Source organism: Sphingobacterium nematocida, assembly GCF_900168125.1.
Classification (GTDB): Bacteria; Bacteroidota; Bacteroidia; order Sphingobacteriales; family Sphingobacteriaceae; genus Sphingobacterium; species Sphingobacterium nematocida.
Genome location: NZ_FUZF01000026.1, coordinates 1 through 16,318 on the forward strand (window position 1 = coordinate 1; position 16,318 = coordinate 16,318).

The following is a 16,318-nucleotide window of genomic DNA, read 5'->3' on the forward strand; positions in this document are numbered from 1 at the left end:
CTGGTAAATCTAGACCAGCAACAAAGGTTGGATCTAATGGAAATAATTGAAGATAGGCACGCTAAGGCATCGACCATAATTGCTAGCCAGTTACCTGTTGCCAGTTGGTATGATGTAATCGGAGAAGATACAATTGCAGATGCCATACTCGATAGGCTAATTCATGGCTCATATCGAATTGAGCTAAAAGGCGAAAGTCTAAGAAAAAAGAAGTAATATTGTCAGGTCATCAGTTGGACTGTAGAAATCCTCGACAGAGGGGTCAGTATGTCCAGCGGAGGGGTCAACATCACCATTATATCCAGATAAGAACTACACTACAGAAGGTATAGAACAATATTACAATCAATTTATTAAGTTAGGTGAATCTCTAGAAGGTGACGCAAAAAAACATTACGACAGTATAATGAGTAGTTGCGACGAGAAATGCATCAAACGGGTTCTTTCTTTAGTGATGATAAACTCCGACAGTCTTTATACCGATCATGAAGAATTTAAAGAACATGTCATATCTAATTTAAGAGTAAGTGAAACCATTATAAAAAATGAACTATACAGACACCTTTTAGGATGGTTAGTAGATGAAACTTGTGAAAAATGGAGGCAAAAGTCAGAAGGAATTATATATAGTGCGGAGGTATTAACAATAAAAGATAATTATATTGCTAACTTCAACAACAAGCCTTTTATAGAACAAGCCGCAAATCTACTCCCTCTTAGAGAGGTGACTTCTAGCGATTACAATGAAAATTTTGTTAAACAACTGAATTTGATTGAAGCAAGTGATGAACAGAAATTCAATGCAATTTTGGATTTCCAAAAAGCTAGTCTAGAAAGAGATAGATGGGCTAGATCTGGAACAATTCCTTTCCGGAGCCATATAGATAGTTTCGATGATGATTTAAGGTCTCATTGGGACACAGTTAGTCAAATAGAAAATATCCAAAACCATAGCCTAGAAGAAAAAAACAGAGGCAAACTTGTCTATTTGAAATGTCAATCTAATACTGACTTCAAAATTGCGAACTATAAAGTTGAACAGAAGTACACTGTTCTGGGTGGTTTTCAAATTCTATCTAATCAACTACGAATAGGGTGGCACCCCAATTGGAAGGAGAAATTGAAAGATGAATAATGCGACAATAAGCTCATATGGAATTTATCAAAATGTTGCACTCTCCTCTCTCCTAATTGTTGAATATGTAAAAACATACCAAGAAGAAATAAAAAAGGAAGTTGAGTTTGAAAGACTTTTTGTTGTTCTTCCTTTTTGCTATACAGAAGTGCTAGTAAACCATTCAAACGGCAAATCAAATAAGATCAAAGGGTTAATAAATTTAATAGAGGAAAATAAAATAATTTTTCAATCATTACCATTACAAGTTTCGGAACTATTTACAGACCTTACTAAGACAATTCAAGTAGGTACTAATTTGAATATTTTGGAATTTGACCCCGAAAATCTCTCTGTTAGATATTTAAAAACTAACAAAAAGTTTTCTAGTACCAATAAGGAAGTAATGGAGCTAATAAAAGCTTCTAGAAAGCTTGCAAAATGGGTCTCTAAGCTCACCGATGTTGAGTATGTGTCATTCTTTAATTTAAGATAATGAAATTTTTAATCTCAAAACTAATAATATGGCCAGTCGACAAGAGCCAAACCCCAAGAATACTATCATTCGATACATCTAAAGTAAATGTTTTAACGGGTGGTAGCGGAAGGGGCAAGTCATCAATAATACATGTAATCGAATACTGTCTTGCTAGTTCTAGAAACGGGATATCGGTTGGGCCTATTCGAGACAAATCATCTGCTTTCGGAATTTTGATTGAGTTAGAAAAAACACAACTCCTTTTGATACGAGAAAGCACTGGTAATACAGTTTCTAACTCTTTCCATAAAATAGAAGATACTTCGATAACTATTCCGACAAGTGTCGAAGAGTTTCCTTATCATATGTCACAAATTAAGGAGTATTTGAATAACTTATTCTCTTTTGCTGAGCAAGGACAAGCTGAAAAAAGCGTTATCAACTCTCTTGAAAACCAAAGGCCTAGTTTCAGAACTTCAATATCATTAAACTTTCAACCGCAGAATATTGTAGCAAACCAGAACATACTTTTTTATAAAGCTGATAGCTCAGTAAGCAAAGAAAAACTTAGGCTGTTTTTTCCTTATTATCTGAACATTGAAGATAATGAAATACTGGAGTATAAATCTTATTTGAAGAGGATAAAAAGACAACTAAAAATACAAGAAGTAAGGCATTCTGAAAACGTCGAAAAATACTACTCTGTTAATGCAGAACTATTGAAACTTTATCATAAGGCTATTGATTTCGGCATAATAGACGAAAACAAAATGGCAATCTTAGATGATAATTTTGTAATATCTCAATTAGAAAGCCTAAAGAATGTTGATGTAAGCAATGTATTAATTCCCAAGAATCAAACTATAAAGTCTTCAGAAAGAATCTTCAATTTATTAAAAGATGAGAGAAAACAGGCTGAACATTTAGAGGACTTATCTAGAAAACTAGTGTTACTGAATAGTGTTTCCGCAAATAATATCGACATCGGTAATAATAACATTCAAAAAGAAGCGAGATTATCTCCATTATCTTGGATTTTAAAACACGAAATAAAAGATCATACATGTCCCTTTTGCAACGTAGAGTCTTCCATTGAAGACAAATTTGAGAATCTTAGTTTATTAAGGAGTAGAATAGGTGGACTGATTGACAAAGTGAAAGACTCAAATCTGATACTAAAAAAAGAAATCACGAAAGTAAAAGAAGAAATTACTAATACAGAATCTGCTCTAAACGAAATAAGAACAGTCTTATCGGTAGAGAATAGCAATGAAGATAAGTACAACTATATACAAACAAATGCCTCTATTAATAAATTTATTGGAACAGTAGAAACTTCATTAAGTGAGTTTGAAACTCTTTCTGACAACATCTCAACATACGACACCTCATTTTTAAGAGAGGAAATTGAAAGAGTTGAAAAGATAGTAGGCCGTGATGCTTTGAAGAAAAGGTATGATGACACAATCTCTGCTATTAACACCAATATAAAGAAGTATGCAGAGTTACTTGAATTACAGGGGAGTAATTTAGAAATATCATTAGATATAAAAGATGAATTGACGATTGTATTCAACCCTGAAACAGTTTCCGCCTATACACTTAATCAAATGGGAAGTGGTGAGAATTATATGGGATATCATATTTCTACAATGCTAGGAATTCACGAATACCTAGTAGGCATAACGAATTCCAAAATCGCTCCATTTCTGATCTTCGATCAGCCTTCACAAGCATATTTTCCTGAAGGAGATGACGAAAATGATGAAGACACATCCAAATTGAAGAATCTCTTCTCAACCCTCTCAGAATTTAACAAAATTACTAAAGGAAAGGTTCAAGTAATAGTATTAGAACATGCAGGAGAAAAAAATTGGAATACATTCGATAATATACACATGGTCGAAAGGTGGAGAGACAATAATGATAATAGAAATAATTCTAAACTAATTCCTTTAGATTGGATATAAAACGATGAAAACTCTGTTAAAACATAAGGCTTCGAGAAGAAGTTTTCTAATATTAATGCTTACAATTCTTTTTGGATTATTCCTGATTCGAGTTATAATTCACCTCCAGACTAATAATGAAAGCGGTAATTGGATTCCGCTTATAACGAGCTTAATTGAAAATTCCATCGTATCTCTATTAGTGACTGTTCTAATAGGACTATTTCTATTCTATATAGAACTTCCTGATGAAGAGAAAAAATTCGAAATAATAGAACCTTTCAAAATGAAAGAAATATTCGAAAAAGAAGCAATTTCTACTGAACTATGGTTCTTTTCAGGTGGAATGGGAAGGTATACAAGATACGCTACCATTCCTAAATTATCTGAATCCGCAAAACGCACAAATGAACATAAATCTCTTAAATTACAGTTCATTGATCCTAAAAACAACTCTTTATGTGAGAAATATGCAGAATTCAGAAAGAGCTTAAAATCGGCAGAGAAAGAAACAGATGTTTGGACTTTAGATTACGTCAAATGGGAAACAATAGCTACTATAGTTGTAGCATCTATTTATAAATCCCAAAACCCACTTCTAGACCTTCAAATTTGTTTAAAAAACAATTTCTCAACAATGAGGATAGATATGAGTTCTAGTGCTGCTATTATTACCAAAGAGGATAAAAGTGAAGCTGCTATAATATGTAGAAAAGGTTCATTTCTTTATAGAACTTATAAAGAAGAAATACTTCATGCTTTTAAGCAGTATGAATTGTTAAAAATCTCATTGAATTCAAAATTTGATCTTCACAATTTAAACGAAGCCGACATCAAAATGATATGTGAACAATTAAATATAAACCAGGGATTAAATTCTAACGATTATCAGAATATTCTTAGAACTATTAACGATAAAAAAGAACATTATGGATAACTATAATTTTGATTTTTTAAGACTCAAGTTTAGACGTAAAGAAGCGGCTGCTCTTGTTCAAGAATGTGATAAATTACTTTTCTTTCTATCAAATTCTGAATACTTAAAAAATAACATGTTCTACCATCCCTTAGGCTTTATATATTCAAAACTTCACGAATTTGAGAACAAAGAAACTATAAGAATCCATATCTGGAACAACGAGTACCATTCTCAACAAGCGATGTTTAATATACACAATCACTACTATATAGTCAATAGTTTGATTTACAGAGGTTGTTTAGAAAACAAAATATTTTATTTTGATGAATATGGAACTACCTTAAATGTTTATAAAGGAGCTTACCAGAATCATGATAATCGTATATTAAAAAAAACAGAAGAAACTAGAAATGTATCCTTGAAGTCACAAGAAATTCATTGTACGAATACACTTTACAGCATTCCTTTAGACACTTTACACACTGCCTCTCCAGTTGACAAAGATACATTATGCACAATAGTTTATACGGAAAAACCTCGTTCTCCGGAACCATTAGTCCTTGGGGCACTAGATGGACGTGATCAGTACTTTGAGAGTAAGACCGTTGCTTTTGATATCGCCCAAACACTCATAAAAGAAATAATTCAAGATAGTAAATAAATCAATTTAAAAAAACGACAAAAATGACAGTTAATGAAATAAATAATTTTATAATAAAGTTAGAAGATTTTATAAAAGAATATAACCTTCTTGATGATCCCAAAAAATCCTACGACGCAGCAAACAGTGTCCTAACTAGGGCACAAGAATATGTTCTATCAACAGAAGAATTCACTCAACTTTTCATCAAGTGCAACGGAGAAAACCCAAATCTTTTAATTGATTATAAAGATAGTGTGTTTACCATAAGGCATTTTTTAAAGGACATGCCCGCTGTACTAAAAAAGCTTACAGTAGAGAGGCTGAAACTGCGAATACAACAAGCCATAGATAAAAAACAACCTGTCGATCTCATAATCAGCTACCGTGGTTCAGATGGAAAAATAAATGAATCTCAGACTTATTCTGCTTTTTTGATTTTAAGTATGAGTAATTCTTCAATTCAAGGTCATACAATTGATGAGCGAGAAAAAGGTAAGGAAGCTGTGATAAGTACTGTTCAACTCGACATCATTGATGATGTTATCTAGAATTGTCAATAATATTCCTACAGAGTATATCATTAATAAATTCATGTAACTATGCCATTTAATGAATTAGACGGAAAAATAACTGAGGCTATTAATTGCTTTAAGCAGAAATTAAATTCAATAGATTTTGACAAGGCAAATTTAATAGAATTTACCTTGTCAGATAAACTTAAAGATGAATTTCAAAACATATCTAAGGGAAGAGGTTTGTATTTTTTTGAGATGCAGATACCCACCTCTGGCAATTATATTCGATCTGTTGTAAATAATAACTTTAGAAATTTTAACGAAATATGGAGACATGAAAGCGTATTCCACATGTGGTCTCCTGGAGTTAAAAAAAGGAGATGCGATGTAGCTAACAAGAAAATGGATAGTTATTTAAACGGAGAATGGATCCCTTTCTATTTAGGAAAAAGCGAATGTCTTTTTGATAGAATAAATCAACATGTCTTTCAAGATCAGAATCAACGAACATTTGGTATGAAACTGCATTCTAGAGAAAATATTTATGGTTTAAAATTTAGAGTTTCGACACTGGAAGTTAACGCGCAAAATCACTATAAGATGATTCTCCCCTATTTAGAAACTCATTTCAGGAATAAATTAAATCCTATAATTGGTCAATAGTTCGGACATAACTTAAAATCTATTATTGGGTAATTACTGAATAATATCTCTTTCCGAAGTGGTGTTATAAAAAGCCTTAGCTTATACCCATTAACATTATAAAAAAGATAGAATTTTAATTATATTAGACGTAAAACCGAAACATCTTAAATATGAGAATACCATACATATTCGCTTTTGCAATAGTAATCTGGACAGTTGTTTCGTCGTGTACAACCGGTTCCAATGTAACGAATGACCCTAAGGTTTATAATCTGCCTTGGAGAAGCCCCTCATCCGACGAATTAATTGAAATAGGTCAATTACTAGTCCAAAATGATATAACAGGCTGTGGTGAATACCACGTAAAAGAGATAACTAAAAATGAATATGTTTTAGCTTGTACTGCTGATGGAAAACAATGGAGATACTTTACAGTTTGGCCCAAAGTAGATAAAAATATTTACAGCGTTACAGATGAAATGGAGAAAAAATTGACTCCGCCGTATTAATCGCTAGGTATTGATACATTGTATGAAGCTAGTTACCTGAAATATGCAGTTTGCTTTGGAACTTTGATAAAAATTGACACAGTAAATATGAAACAAATAGTTTTTACACTTTTGACTATACTTCTTTCCTTAATGTCTAATGCCCAGGATAGACTGAATTCAGGAAAGGTCGGATATGATCTCACCGGATCATCAAACGTAGAAGTATTCAGTATAATAGACTACAAAGGTATAGTCATCGGAGATAGTTTAAACAAACTTAAAAACGTACTTAATCTTCAAAAAACGCCCTCTATCAAGCAATTAAAACGTACTGTATTAACAAAAGAACTGGGAAAGGCTAATTACTTGATAGCCTTAGATAGTGACATTATAGTAAACATATTGATTACGAAGAAAGTTGATTTATCTGAGACAGCCGAGCTTTATAACAACTGCCTAAAGAGCTTAAATATTGATAAGCCTATAACAAAAGGTGACGTCTATAATGCCCCAACAGGTAGGTCCAATGAATCAACCGGATTATACAATGATCAAAAGGTAAACATCTGTATTGACAAAAGGTATGGCATGAAATCGCAGTCATGTAATATTCTAATATCATTTACTGAAAACTAAATAGACAGCTTTTGAAACCTTAAATTCTCTTTGCGAAACTTGGCATCTCGAAAGCCGATTTAGTATTTGCTCTGAAGATAAGCAAGGATAACATGAAGGAAATCTATGGAAGGAATTAATCATTGATCAAAATAGATTAAGCGAACTAACACTAATATAAGAAAATCAAAATTCTCAAGTTATATTTAAAATGTTCAGAATTTTCTAGACACAAATTATAGCTTTAAAGCTCATCTAAAAAAGATCACACTACGGTTTCCCTTATTTTTCCACCTGGTTAAAGAACTATATTTACAATAAATAATACAATATAAAATTGTTGATAGTTTGAAAAACGTTGACTTTGATACAAAAATGTAATAAATTAGTTTAAACGATTATTAGTCTATAAAATGTTGGTTGTATCTCTTGAGCCATCGAATGGTCTTAATTGGAACAGATAGATAGAGAAATCATAAATAATTTATTTTTAAGTAAGCAGCAGATATGGAAGCATTCTTTGGAATACTCTTGTTATTTATAATTATATGGGTGACTACAAACAAAAAAAGCAAACAAAAGGGCTTTAGCTCTATACCATCAGCCGGAAGGAATAGTGGACACTATCCTCCCACTTTACCTTTGCAAAACAACTCTGATGCGTACTCCTATTTTGGAGATAACTGGAAGAACTATCTAACAAAGCATCATGGGAAGTATGTATTGTGGCCATCTAATTTTTTTGAGATAGTAGGTCTGGCGCTATTAAAACTTTCTATAACAGAAAAGTACTTGCTTCGACAAGATGTAAAATCTAGCGAAAGAGAACAACTCCTATATCAACTTACGTTAACTCTTTTGAAAAATGACAAGTTTTCTGTCGAAAATATGGTCAAAGGATTTAGAATGATAATAGAGTCTAGAAAGACTGGAAAGCCTGCGCCCCCTCGTCAGGATATATCTCAACCTATAACTAGGTCGAAGAATCAAATATTTGACACCGACGTAGTACACGCAGTCCCGCCACCATTGCCCAATACTGCCCCTCCTATTGCCGAAACAATAGATAAATCCAACTTAATAGATAACGAAATAGACAAAGCGTACGTATCAAAGGACTTTGTATGCGAAAAAACAAAGGGATCGAGTGCAGACAAACATATAGAATTGGTAAATGACATTCGACCTGCCTCATCAAGCAATATGATTATGAACCGTGAATCAATAATAGATGTAGATAACAATTCGGAAAGTCTCATTTACCGAAAGGAAGAAACATCAATCGAACAAGAAACGACCAATGGAACAACTAAACCGATTAGTATTGATGATATATTGAATAACATAAAGGCAAAATATTTAACCTCAAGTTCTGAAAACACTCCCTCTGAGCCAGAGCGTTATGAAAGTTTCCCTTCGACCACACATGATGGGTACGAGTATGACAACTGGAAACTTGGCAAGAGATTTAAAGATAAAATGGGGCTCTCCAGGAACCAAGTCTCCTTAGTCAACAAAGTAACAGGTATACACAACGTTTTCACCTCGGTAGATGGATGTTGCATGCAGACTATTTCTGTTTTCTTAGAGGTAGTAAAACGGCTTGAGAAGAAGCTGAAAAAACAAGAGTCCTCTGTTAAGTCTGAAATTGAAAAACTAACGCAATCTGCAATACAGATAAATAGAAATACCGGCGAGGGCTATTGGTATTTTTATGATGATTATGGTCGTAAAAATTTTCCTATCCGTATTGAAGAAGAGGTATATACTACAATTTTCAAACGCACGGAAAATGTGGTACGGGATAGATGGGGACATAAAAGGAAGGTCTCTGGTGATTATTCTTCATATTTCACAGGACTTGCTGATGAATTTAATAAAAGATTGGGTAACTATGTCGATGAAATATTACCCGTTTTGATATCTCTCATAGTGGAACCTGATTTTGAAACGGAACTAGAACTGAACAAACAGAATACCACAAGATGGAAAGTGAAACTAGATACGTTGAAACAAAACCTAACTGAAGACACAGCGGGGACTTTTGCACAAAGCATACATACACTCTTTGAGGAAAATAGTCGAAACCAATCTGGAGAAAACATTTTCTTTGAAGCATCGAAAATCATTGCTCCTTATGATAAGATAGAAGCTGTACGACTTTATTTATATTATGTAAACGCCGACATTAAGTCGGATAAAATTGATGATAAACAACTAACAAAAACTGTTCAAAAGAGACTCTTTAACAACGATCAGCACCAATCGTCATTTATAGACATCGTAACGCAATTAAAAAAGGACAAGAATATTCTTGCAGCGATAAAGAAAGCTAATAGTATATACGAACCAGTACGTAAAAAGATCAGCCTAAATCTTGAAACTATAAAAACAGTGAAGGAACAGGATCGAAATACCGTTGATTTACTGAACACACTATTGCAGGACGAGATTGATATAGAAAACCATACTCCTGCTGCTCTGAACACTACTGCGCCCACCGATACCGTAGCAGTGGTAGTGAACTCGATGCCAAATGTACCACCTTCAAGTGAGATGATCGTTGACATAGAATTAAACAGAGACCAGATCAAATTGATTCAGCTATTCGCTGCAAATGGCTTTAGCTTAGAACAGCAGGAAATTGCAGAATATGCGCAGAGGTACGGATTGAGGTCTGGTCCATTGGTAAACAATATTAATGAGATATGCTACGAGGTATTGGATGATAATCTTCTCGAAGAACGAGATGAAGATTATTTTGAGATGAATGAGGAATACTATAATATGATAATAAAAACATGAAGCTAAACGTAAAACCTAAAGAAGCCACCGCGATCATTAACTCTCTAATTGGCGGAGTAGTACCAAGAATTGGAGTACAGCACATCACTGTAGGTAGATCGGACGAAGTGGATGCTTTTATTAAAGCACTCGAAGATGTAAAAGAAGGACACAGTATGGTGAAATTCTGGATTGGAGATTTTGGTTCTGGAAAATCGTTTATGTTACATCTACTAAATACTGTAGCGCTGAAACAAAAATTTGTAGTGTCTACAGCAGATTTTACACCAGACAATAGACTTTATTCCAATGATGGTAAAGCATTAATACTGTACACTGCGATAATGGATAATATTGCTATCCAAACAAAGGCTGAAGGTGGGGCATTGGCAACTCTGCTTGAAAAATGGATCGAACAAGTCATAGTGAGTACTGCGACAGAAAACAATATATCTCTTGTAGAGATCAGAGAAGAGAAATATCTGGTGCTGGTACAGAACAAAATAATGCAATCCATCAATGCGTTGACGGATGTCGGTGGGTTTGATTTTGCGACTGTAGTAATGAAGTACTATGAAGGCTATGTGCTGGACGATGAATTATTGAAAAGGAATGCGCTAAAATGGCTAAAGGGGCAATACAAGACAAAAACGGAAGCTAAACAGGAGCTGGGAGTAAGGGAGATAATAAATGACCTTAACTACTATGATATGCTCAAAAACTTCACGTCTCTATTTGTGAGCATGGGATATAGTGGATTTATGATTAATCTTGATGAGGCCATAAACCTATATAAAATCTCAACAGCGGCAATGCGAGAAAAGAACTATGAAAAGATATTAACCATATATAATGATTGTTTTCAGGGTAAGGTAAGTAATCTATTCATCAACTTTGCAGGAACAAGAGAGTTTCTTGAGAATGAAAGAAGAGGCCTTTTCAGCTATCAAGCACTCAAATCTCGATTGGAGACAAATAAGTTTGAGACTTCCTCCATTCGAGATTTTGCACAACCTGTAATTCGATTAATGCCAATAGACCATAATGAGATTTTTGTACTGTTGACAAAGTTAAAAGAAGTCTTTGAGTTTAACTATAAAGTTGAAATCTCCATATCGGACGATGAGATACATACATTTATGGAAGAGATTTATAACAAACCGGGTGCTAGTGAATTTCTTACACCAAGAGAGGTTATTAGAGATTTCTTGAATATATTGAGTGTATTACGCCAAAATCCAGAATTAGATAAGAATTCATTATTCAGTCGCATTGAGATTAAGGACGAGAGACCTGTAGATGCACTTATTGATAGTATAGAAGAGTTATAATATGGCTTTTGAACTTCTATCTGAGCCTATAAGGAGATATATCAAAGAGAAGCGTTGGGAAGGGCTTCGCCCTATCCAGGTGGCTGCGATAGAAAAAATAATGCTGACGGATGCTAATTATATTCTAGCTAGTAGAACTGCTTCTGGTAAAACGGAAGCAGCATTTCTCCCCATCTTATCCAAAATTGAACGTCTAAATGATAGTGTCGAAGTATTGTACATCTCTCCACTAATAGCATTGATAAATGATCAATTCGTACGTGTGGAGGATATGTGTCGCGAACTGGATATAGCAGTTACTAAATGGCACGGTGAAGCAAACCGAACCGCAAAAGAAAATCTTGTAAAGAGCCCCAACGGTGTTGTACTAATTACTCCAGAATCGTTGGAGGCTATGCTGATTAACCGACCTTATTATGTCAGAGCTCTTTTTCATCAATTAAAGTATATCGTTATTGATGAAATACACTCATTTATGGGTTCAGACAGAGGTACGCAATTGAAGTCTCTTTTATACAGAATCTTGCGAAGTTCTAACTCTTCTCCTAGGATCATCGGGCTATCCGCAACGGTGGGGAGCTTTGAAGAGGCAAAGAAAATGACAGGAGATGAAAGTAATACAGTAGTATTAAGAGACAAAGCGTCTAAACCGATAAAAGCGAGTTTTTTATACTTTGAATCTGACGCTACCTCACTATCCCTACATTTACTCAAAGATCTATACAAGAAGACTAGTAATAGCAAAGTGCTGGTGTTTCCAAATAGTAGGGGACGGGCAGAAGAAGTCGCCGTAAAACTCAAAAAGATATCAGAAAAGGTAGCTGGTCATCAATCCTACTTTTCGCACCACTCTTCGGTGGACAAGGAACTCAGAGAGGGTATCGAATATTTTGCAAAAAACAATAAGTATCATCCATTCGTCATCTCTTGTACCTCAACTTTGGAGCTGGGAATCGATATCGGAAGTGTAGAACAAGTGGTTCAAATAGACGCTACGCACTCTATATCTTCTCTCATACAGCGAGTAGGACGAAGCGGACGACGAGATGGACAACCGAGCTCTCTCCTACTGTATGCCACAAATAAGTGGAGCTTGTTACAGTCGCTTGCATGTTGGGAATTGTATAATCAGGATTTCATTGAACCAACCGAAACTCGTATCAAAAGTTTTGATCTTCTTGTACATCAGATCTTATCTTTTGTAAAGCAAAAGCAAGGTGTAAATATCCAGGCATTGACAACAGAGTTTGCAAGTAACTTCGCTTTTAATGATATTTCTACCGAGGAGTTCACCTATATCCTTTCTCACCTTATAGAAACAGACCGTCTCGAACAGTTGGGAAAAGAAGTCATAGTGGGTATAGAGGGCGAACGCGTAGTGAACTCTAGAGAATTCTATACCGTGTTTAGCTCAGAGCCTAACTTTAAGGTTATACATGCAAATAAATCAATTGGTGATATCCCGTATTCGCCACAAGTAATTGTAGGGGAAAATCTTTTACTCGCGGCAAAGATCTGGAAGATTCTTGATGTAGATTTTAAATCCAAAAAGATCCTGGTTAATCCTGCCAATGATGGAAAAGCGCCTATTTTTGGAGGTGATGCAGGTACATTACATCCGAAAATTAGAATAAAAATGCTTGAAATTTTGCTTAAGGACACCTTGTATACAGAATTGGACGAAACCTCAACCGAGCAGCTCCGAGAATTAAGAAAAGAATTCAGTGGATTTCACATAGAAAGCTTGGAGGATGATCGACCTTTTGTCCTAAAGGAGAATTCTATTCATCTACATACTTTTCATGGTTCAAAAGTAAATAAGACGTTGACTTTCCTTTTTGGACAGGCAAATATTACCTCGCGTTTGATAGATTCATCAAGCACCATTATTATTAACGAAAATGAGGGGTTCAACTGGCAGGCAACAGTGTCTAAAATATCGGCTATACTTGAAGATATCGATTTTCATTTGGAGAATATGGTGATCGCAAACCCAGCGCTTCTTAATTTCTCAAAATGGGGTCATTTACTCCCACGTGACCTACAGGTCGAGGTTTTAAAGAGTCGCTATTTCGATTTTGACAGCGCTGCAGAATTTTTGGGCAACGTTAACTGGGTACATCATAAATAAATCTATTGTTTGCCATGAAGATTACTCACATTGTACTGATTATTATTGATACGGAAAGAAACACAATCGAGCTACTGATTAGAGAGTTTGTTAATTTCAAAGCACATGCTCTGTTAAACAAACCTTCTACATCAAAAACAATAGCAGTAACAACGAACAGTGTTAATTTAGCTAAAAATATCAGGTCGGGAATAGAAGCTATTCTATTTAATGAAGTCGTAGGACAAGGTAATTCTTCTGTAGCATATAGTCTGGGAGCACTGCCCAAAGTAGTCGAGATATTGAATGTATTCCAAGCTAATATTAAAGAAGTGGAGGTAATTAAGGACTTAAATAGCTTACTTCTGTTTGAGGATGGTAAATTAGAAAATTTGAAAGCAGCAACCTCCTTCTACAAAAACTTTGAGATAGTCACTAATCAAATTGATACTCTGATAAAAGATGGTGCCTTGTTTGACAAAAGACGTAAATCCGAGATCATATCGATAATATATGATAGGAATCTCAAAATTCTCGACGAACTGTCCTTAGCTTGGATTTACAATAGGGACAATAATATTGTTATAAATTATTCTGAGATTGTTAAATGGAAAGTCAACGGCTCTTATCCTGAATGCAGACAGTTAGTGGAAATGCGATATTTTTTATAGCTATTTTTCTCTTCTAGTTTTGTGGTGCCAATGGGTGTAAACAAATACATCTCAAGCTTTTGAAATCGATCAATCTCAGAAGCTAAAACTTAAGGATCTGCTTATGTAATGGATAGATTAAAGTATTAGAAATACGGTAAGCCGTAAACACAAAGATTTCGATATATCTATTTTTGCAATCAATAAATTACTACTAAATCATTAATATTTATGAAATTTTTTAGCACCTTACTAATGAGCGGAATTTTAAGTATTTCAAGTGTTTTTTCACAAAATCTTACAATGTCCCAAATTTTACAAATTCGTAAAATGGATTTAGGTACAGCTACTGATTTTCTTTCTTCTAAAAACTGGGAATTTATAGAAGCTGATGAAGAAACAGAAGACTCCCTTGGATCAATACAGTTTGCCTTTCAAAAGAATGCATATAATGATAATGCCAACTCATTTTTCTCATATTATTTTTCTGAAGCATATAATATTAGAAGAATCTCTCTTCAAATACATAACAAAGCAAAATATACAGAATATCTTAATGCTATTAAAGGTTATGGATGTAAACTAATTAATTCTTCTGTAGAAGACGGCAATATAGTTCAACTATATCGCGGTGCTACCACTACTTTTAGCATAATTTCATCAAAATCACAAAACGGATATGGAGTAGATTCTCAAATTTGGAGAATTAATATCAGATCTAACGATGATCCTAATTAAATTAACAAGGTAAAACCAAGCCTAAATTGTCAAAAAAATTATACTAGCAAACGGATGCTATGAAAATTAAAACACTAACGTTTCTATTTACCGTTTTTCTGTTTTACAATACAAGCTGCAACAGCAAACAAAATCCTATAGATAATCAGGAAAGCTATTCTGATATTTCAGATAATTCTCAAGGAGATTATTCTCATAATGATGATGAATCTGATGGTTACGAAGATGGAACATACTGTGCTGAAGTGGAGTATTATAATCCTTCAACCGGGACAAGAAATACCTATAGCTTAGATGTTGAGGTAGAGAATGGGGAATTAACAGTAATTCGTTGGCCAAATGGCGGCTGGTTGGATGAATCGCACTTTTCTCCAGAGGATATCAGTAGCGGAGAGTGTGAATTTACTTCGGATAAAGGGTATCATTATACAGTTACATTAGGTGATTCTGGAGGATGTACTTATACAGACGATGATAAAGTTAGACGGGATTTAAACAATGATATTCAAGCCGTGACCTGTCCAAAATGCGGTGATAACAAAGATAGCTATAACGAATACTGCTATTCCTGTAAAAGACAAATAGAAGACGAAGAGGAAAACACTTGTTCTCGCTGTGGTAACTATGAGTACGGTGTTTATGGCGGACTTTGTTCAAGTTGTCGACGAAATGATGATGAAATGTAATATAAAAAAAGGATAAGCCTTTATTATGAGCCATCTTCATTAGAAGATGGCTCTTTTTATATAGCAATAAATCGATCGCTTAACTAACTAGGTACTTATTCAAAAACTGGAATGGCCCAAATTCCTAAATTGGATTCTCGTGCTTTTTTTTGAGCATCTCTTAATTTTTGCTCGTATTTGATATTTGGAGGGTAAGTCATCAATATGGCATAACCATCCCGAACCATTCGCTCATTAATCATGGTTCCATCTGGCAGAAATGCGTACGCTAAGGTACGGCCGTATGCATCAGTTCTATCGACATCGAAAGTCAAATTAATGTATGGGCTATTTTCAACCATTTTCCCTAAATAAGCCTTGGACTCTGCCCCAAAGGGATGTTTCTTTTTCTTAAACGCATTTCTAGCTTCTGGTGCATCAATCCCGATCAGTCTAACTTTAATTCTATGGCTGTCACCATCCTCAACCCAAAAAGTATCTCCATCAACCAACTTGACAATTCTATATCCATCGCCACTGTAGGTGCCAGGACTATATTGAGAATCGTAGACACTGGAAAGTTGTTTTAATTCACAAGATAGACTTAGGGACGAAAAGATTGCAAAAAATGCAAATACCTTTATTTTACACATATATAATTAACTTTATTT

At 34.4% G+C, this 16,318-nt stretch carries 17 protein-coding genes; 16 read left to right on the plus strand and 1 reads right to left on the minus strand.

Features of this window, described 5'->3' with window-relative positions:
- The 16 genes from B5X76_RS20055 to B5X76_RS22075 form a co-directional block, all read left to right on the plus strand.
- The coding region (locus B5X76_RS20055) for an ATP-binding protein (RefSeq protein WP_176141152.1) at window positions 1-216 on the plus strand (216 nt) is incomplete at its 5' end.
- Between the two features lie 190 nt (window positions 217-406).
- Window positions 407-1,135, plus strand: a complete 729-nt coding sequence (locus B5X76_RS20060) for an ABC-three component system protein (RefSeq protein ID WP_139375423.1) — start codon at window positions 407-409, stop codon at window positions 1,133-1,135.
- Window positions 1,128-1,610 carry a three component ABC system middle component gene (locus B5X76_RS20065; protein WP_079645711.1) on the plus strand — a complete coding sequence of 161 codons (483 nt, stop codon included), beginning with the start codon at window positions 1,128-1,130 and terminating at the stop codon, window positions 1,608-1,610. The genes B5X76_RS20060 and B5X76_RS20065 overlap by 8 nt, the downstream gene beginning before the upstream one ends.
- Window positions 1,610-3,562, plus strand: coding sequence for a DUF3732 domain-containing protein (locus B5X76_RS20070; RefSeq protein WP_079645712.1), 1,953 nt, complete (start codon window positions 1,610-1,612; stop codon window positions 3,560-3,562). Before B5X76_RS20065 ends, B5X76_RS20070 begins: the two co-directional genes overlap by 1 nt.
- A gap of 4 nt (window positions 3,563-3,566) precedes the next feature.
- Complete coding sequence (locus B5X76_RS20075) at window positions 3,567-4,478, plus strand: hypothetical protein (RefSeq protein ID WP_079645713.1); 912 nt, start codon at window positions 3,567-3,569, stop codon at window positions 4,476-4,478.
- Complete coding sequence (locus tag B5X76_RS20080; RefSeq protein ID WP_079645714.1) at window positions 4,471-5,121, plus strand: hypothetical protein; 651 nt, start codon at window positions 4,471-4,473, stop codon at window positions 5,119-5,121. Before B5X76_RS20075 ends, B5X76_RS20080 begins: the two co-directional genes overlap by 8 nt.
- A 23-nt stretch (window positions 5,122-5,144) precedes the next feature.
- Entirely contained in the window at window positions 5,145-5,651 is a 507-nt protein-coding gene (locus B5X76_RS20085) for a hypothetical protein (protein ID WP_079645715.1), read from the plus strand.
- 51 nt (window positions 5,652-5,702) lie between these two features.
- The gene (locus B5X76_RS20090) at window positions 5,703-6,281 is read left to right on the plus strand and encodes a hypothetical protein (RefSeq protein ID WP_079645716.1); all 579 of its coding nucleotides are present in this window, start codon (window positions 5,703-5,705) and stop codon (window positions 6,279-6,281) included.
- 152 nt (window positions 6,282-6,433) lie between these two features.
- Window positions 6,434-6,772 (plus strand): hypothetical protein, encoded by a 339-nt coding sequence (locus B5X76_RS20095; protein WP_079645717.1) that lies wholly within the window; start codon window positions 6,434-6,436, stop codon window positions 6,770-6,772.
- Window positions 6,773-6,859: 87 nt separating this feature from the next.
- Entirely contained in the window at window positions 6,860-7,390 is a 531-nt protein-coding gene (locus B5X76_RS20100; protein WP_079645718.1) for a hypothetical protein, read from the plus strand.
- Window positions 7,391-7,876: 486 nt separating this feature from the next.
- Window positions 7,877-10,174: a tellurite resistance TerB C-terminal domain-containing protein gene (locus tag B5X76_RS20105; protein WP_079645719.1), complete on the plus strand. Its 2,298-nt coding sequence runs from the start codon at window positions 7,877-7,879 to the stop codon at window positions 10,172-10,174.
- The gene (locus tag B5X76_RS20110) at window positions 10,171-11,484 is read left to right on the plus strand and encodes an ATP-binding protein (protein ID WP_079645720.1); all 1,314 of its coding nucleotides are present in this window, start codon (window positions 10,171-10,173) and stop codon (window positions 11,482-11,484) included. The genes B5X76_RS20105 and B5X76_RS20110 overlap by 4 nt, the downstream gene beginning before the upstream one ends.
- A 1-nt stretch (window position 11,485) precedes the next feature.
- Window positions 11,486-13,615: a DEAD/DEAH box helicase gene (locus tag B5X76_RS20115; RefSeq protein ID WP_079645721.1), complete on the plus strand. Its 2,130-nt coding sequence runs from the start codon at window positions 11,486-11,488 to the stop codon at window positions 13,613-13,615.
- 14 nt (window positions 13,616-13,629) lie between these two features.
- Window positions 13,630-14,265: a hypothetical protein gene (locus B5X76_RS20120; RefSeq protein WP_079645722.1), complete on the plus strand. Its 636-nt coding sequence runs from the start codon at window positions 13,630-13,632 to the stop codon at window positions 14,263-14,265.
- Window positions 14,266-14,499: 234 nt separating this feature from the next.
- A complete protein-coding gene (locus B5X76_RS20125; protein ID WP_139375424.1) occupies window positions 14,500-14,982 on the plus strand; it encodes a hypothetical protein in 483 nt (160 codons plus the stop codon).
- Between the two features lie 59 nt (window positions 14,983-15,041).
- Window positions 15,042-15,668, plus strand: coding sequence for a hypothetical protein (locus tag B5X76_RS22075; protein WP_079645724.1), 627 nt, complete (start codon window positions 15,042-15,044; stop codon window positions 15,666-15,668).
- A 95-nt stretch (window positions 15,669-15,763) separates the two neighbouring features.
- Here the strand turns inward: B5X76_RS22075 and B5X76_RS20135 are convergent, their stop codons facing one another.
- Entirely contained in the window at window positions 15,764-16,300 is a 537-nt protein-coding gene (locus B5X76_RS20135) for a thermonuclease family protein (protein WP_079645725.1), read from the minus strand.
- Window positions 16,301-16,318 lie beyond the last annotated feature (18 nt).

Coding starts and splice junctions, on each gene's coding strand:
- B5X76_RS20060 (WP_139375423.1), top strand. CDS start 407: ATGAGTAGTTGCGACGAGAAATGCATCAAACGGGTTCTTTCTTTAGTG.
- B5X76_RS20065 (WP_079645711.1), top strand. CDS start 1,128: ATGAATAATGCGACAATAAGCTCATATGGAATTTATCAAAATGTTGCA.
- B5X76_RS20070 (WP_079645712.1), top strand. CDS start 1,610: ATGAAATTTTTAATCTCAAAACTAATAATATGGCCAGTCGACAAGAGC.
- B5X76_RS20075 (WP_079645713.1), top strand. CDS start 3,567: ATGAAAACTCTGTTAAAACATAAGGCTTCGAGAAGAAGTTTTCTAATA.
- B5X76_RS20080 (WP_079645714.1), top strand. CDS start 4,471: ATGGATAACTATAATTTTGATTTTTTAAGACTCAAGTTTAGACGTAAA.
- B5X76_RS20085 (WP_079645715.1), top strand. CDS start 5,145: ATGACAGTTAATGAAATAAATAATTTTATAATAAAGTTAGAAGATTTT.
- B5X76_RS20090 (WP_079645716.1), top strand. CDS start 5,703: ATGCCATTTAATGAATTAGACGGAAAAATAACTGAGGCTATTAATTGC.
- B5X76_RS20095 (WP_079645717.1), top strand. CDS start 6,434: ATGAGAATACCATACATATTCGCTTTTGCAATAGTAATCTGGACAGTT.
- B5X76_RS20100 (WP_079645718.1), top strand. CDS start 6,860: ATGAAACAAATAGTTTTTACACTTTTGACTATACTTCTTTCCTTAATG.
- B5X76_RS20105 (WP_079645719.1), top strand. CDS start 7,877: ATGGAAGCATTCTTTGGAATACTCTTGTTATTTATAATTATATGGGTG.
- B5X76_RS20110 (WP_079645720.1), top strand. CDS start 10,171: ATGAAGCTAAACGTAAAACCTAAAGAAGCCACCGCGATCATTAACTCT.
- B5X76_RS20115 (WP_079645721.1), top strand. CDS start 11,486: ATGGCTTTTGAACTTCTATCTGAGCCTATAAGGAGATATATCAAAGAG.
- B5X76_RS20120 (WP_079645722.1), top strand. CDS start 13,630: ATGAAGATTACTCACATTGTACTGATTATTATTGATACGGAAAGAAAC.
- B5X76_RS20125 (WP_139375424.1), top strand. CDS start 14,500: ATGAGCGGAATTTTAAGTATTTCAAGTGTTTTTTCACAAAATCTTACA.
- B5X76_RS22075 (WP_079645724.1), top strand. CDS start 15,042: ATGAAAATTAAAACACTAACGTTTCTATTTACCGTTTTTCTGTTTTAC.
- B5X76_RS20135 (WP_079645725.1), bottom strand. CDS start 16,300: ATGTGTAAAATAAAGGTATTTGCATTTTTTGCAATCTTTTCGTCCCTA.